Annotated in this window: 4 protein-coding genes; 2 read left to right on the top strand and 2 right to left on the bottom strand. The window is 69.0% G+C overall.

Translation table 11 applies throughout. The features are described from left to right. Window positions 1-43 precede the first annotated feature (43 nt). Complete coding sequence (locus ACFWGJ_RS43245; protein WP_387334462.1) at window positions 44-319, bottom strand: GlsB/YeaQ/YmgE family stress response membrane protein; 276 nt, start codon at window positions 317-319, stop codon at window positions 44-46. A 212-nt stretch (window positions 320-531) separates the two neighbouring features. Here ACFWGJ_RS43245 and ACFWGJ_RS43240 point away from each other — a divergent pair, with 212 nt between their 5' ends. Both ACFWGJ_RS43240 and ACFWGJ_RS43235 read left to right on the top strand, forming a co-directional pair. Next, complete coding sequence (locus ACFWGJ_RS43240) at window positions 532-918, top strand: DUF3099 domain-containing protein (protein WP_387334461.1); 387 nt, start codon at window positions 532-534, stop codon at window positions 916-918. Between the two features lie 244 nt (window positions 919-1,162). Then, entirely contained in the window at window positions 1,163-1,420 is a 258-nt protein-coding gene (locus ACFWGJ_RS43235; protein ID WP_387334460.1) for a hypothetical protein, read from the top strand. A 30-nt stretch (window positions 1,421-1,450) separates the two neighbouring features. On the opposite strand, the gene moaA is transcribed toward ACFWGJ_RS43235, so the two are convergent. Beyond that, window positions 1,451-2,440, bottom strand: a complete 990-nt coding sequence (gene moaA, locus ACFWGJ_RS43230; protein WP_387334458.1) for a GTP 3',8-cyclase MoaA — start codon at window positions 2,438-2,440, stop codon at window positions 1,451-1,453. Window positions 2,441-2,631: the final 191 nt, after the last annotated feature.

Genomic DNA, 2,631 nt, shown 5'->3' with positions numbered 1-2,631 from the left:
CTGGAAAAGGGCGCGGGGAACTGCGCAATCTTTTTGCCTTCGCTCAGGCTCTTTGTCTGTTGCCCCTCATTGCTGTGTAGAGCATGTCTCCCAGGAAGACGATGACGATCGCGGCCACCAGCTGGAGGGCGTGACGGCCCCAGTCGATACCGCTGGTCTCGGCGATGCCAATACCGCGGGCGATCGCGTTGCCCACGATCGCGCCGATAATTCCGAAGATCGTGGTGAGCCAGAGCGGACTGTGCTGCTTGCCAGGAATGATCGCCTTGGCCAGCAAGCCCAGTACGAATCCCACGATGATCGCCCACAACCAGCCCATGGCTGCCTCCTATACGGCTCTACGCGAGCATTACGCCCAGTGTCGGCCCGGGTGCCGTACGGCGCATGTCGGGCACGGCCATACGCGGTACGGCGCAGACGTCCCCAGCCACGCCGGAGCCGACCCGGCCTCGTGGGCGGAGCGACCCCGGCGTAACGTTGTTGCCCGTACGGGCCGGGGAGCGTCCGATGCAGGCGGGGTGGTGGAACGTGATGCGGAAGCAGAGCGAGACCGAGGTCTTCCGGATCACCGGGGCCAGGCAGGGGCTCGCCGACGACGTAAGGGGCAGGCAGCGCCGCTACATCATCTCGATGTCCGTGCGTACGGTGTCCGTCGTCCTCGCGGCCACGCTCTGGAACGTGGAGCGCCATGTCGCCGTCGTTGCGCTGGTGCTCGGCGTGCTGCTCCCCTACATCTCCGTCGTGATCGCCAACGCGGGACGTGAGAACGCGCCGTCGCTGCCGTCCACCTTCGTGACCGCTCCGACCCGTCCGATGCTTGCGGGTCCGGTCGTCGGCGGGGCCGCGGAACCCGTCGCGGAAGACCTGACGGCCGACCCCGGCACACGGCTGCGGGACGAGCCGCACGAGCGGGCCTGAGCACCGGGGATCCGGAAAAAGCGGAATCCGAAACCTCTGCCGAGCTCAAGAAAAGCTCAGATCAATCATGTTGTTCCGTTGCCGGGCGATGGGTGACCCGTGACATACTTGGTACGCACTCCGCATCCCCCGTCGGAGTGACAGACCGACGCCGGGCAGCTCCCCCCGTGGCTGCTCGGCGTCGCCTTTTCCGGACCGGTCAGGACTCGTGGGAACCCGCCGGGACTCGACTACTGTCGAGGACGTGATCCTGAACGTTCCCGGTTCCGAGCCGTCGTCCCCGTCCTCCCCCATCTGCTCCGCCAAGGCCTGCCGGGCCGACGCCGTGTGGGTGCTCGCCTGGAACAACCCGAAGCTGCACACGCCGGAGCGCCGCAAGACCTGGCTCGCGTGCGAGGAGCACCGCGACCATCTGTCGAAGTTCCTGGGCGTCCGCGGATTCCTGAAGGACGTGGTCCTGCTGTCGGAATGGGAGCCCGCGGAGCAGCAGCCCGGCCTGTGACGGCGGGCCGGGCCTTCGAGAGAGGGGTGGTCAGCCGCCGATCGCCGACATCGGGCGGTCCGGCTGCACGAAGGAGGGGTCGTCCAGGCCCGCCCCGGCCTTCTTCCCCCACATCGCCAGCCGCCAGATCCGGGCGATCTCCTCGTCCGGCGCGTCCGAGCGGAGCGCGGCCCGCAGATCGGTCTCCTCCTGGGCGAAGAGGCAGGTGCGGACCTGCCCGTCCGCGGTGAGCCGGGTACGGTCGCAGGCCGAGCAGAACGGGCGGGTGACCGAGGCGATCACGCCGACCCGGTGCGGGCCGCCGTCCACCACCCAGCGCTCGGCGGGAGCCGAGCCGCGCTCGTCGGCCCCCTCCTCCGTGAGCTCGAAGCGGGTGCGCAGCGAGGTGAGGATGTCACCGGCGGTGACCATGCCGTCGCGCTTCCAGCCGTGCTGCGCGTCCAGCGGCATCTGCTCGATGAACCGCAGTTCGTAGTCGTTCTCCACGGCCCAGGCGAGCAGGTCCGGCGCCTCGTCCTCGTTCAGTCCGGGCATCAGTACGGAGTTGACCTTGACCGGGGTCAGGCCCGCTGCGCGGGCCGCTTCGAGGCCCTCGATGACGTCCTTGTGGCGGTCGCGGCGGGTGAGGGTCTTGAAGACGTCGGGGCGCAGGGTGTCCAGCGAGACGTTGACGCGGTCGAGGCCCGCCGCCTTGAGTGCGGTCGCGGTGCGCTTGAGACCGATGCCGTTCGTCGTCAGGGACATCTGGGGGCGGGGTTCGAGGGCCGCCACTCGCTCCACCATCCCGACCAGCCCGGGGCGCAGCAGGGGCTCACCGCCGGTGAAGCGGACCTCGGTGATGCCGAGCCGGGTCACCGCCAGGTCGATGAGGCGGACGATCTCGTCGTCCGTGAGCAGGTCGGGCTTGGCCAGCCACTGCAGGCCCTCCTCGGGCATGCAGTACGTACATCTGAGGTTGCACCGGTCGGTCAGTGAGACGCGCAGGTCGGTGGCCACCCGGCCATAGGTGTCGATGAGCACGTGGGCCCCTCCCTCGATACGGACCGCGACACGGGCCGACGGTTGCGGACGGCCGGACCGCTGCGGACGAGCGGGCCGGTTCGAACGATCAGTCGAGCCGATACGAACGAGCCTACGTGACCGGGCCGACAACAAGCGTGGCCCGATCCCACGAGACGCACCGCGGCCGCGTCGTAGATCCCTACGACGCG

This window comes from Streptomyces sp. NPDC060205, assembly GCF_042728395.1.
In the GTDB taxonomy this organism is placed as follows: domain Bacteria; phylum Actinomycetota; class Actinomycetes; order Streptomycetales; family Streptomycetaceae; genus Streptomyces.
The sequence above is the reverse complement of the archived record's forward strand: the minus strand, read 5'-3'. Positions and strand labels throughout refer to the sequence as shown.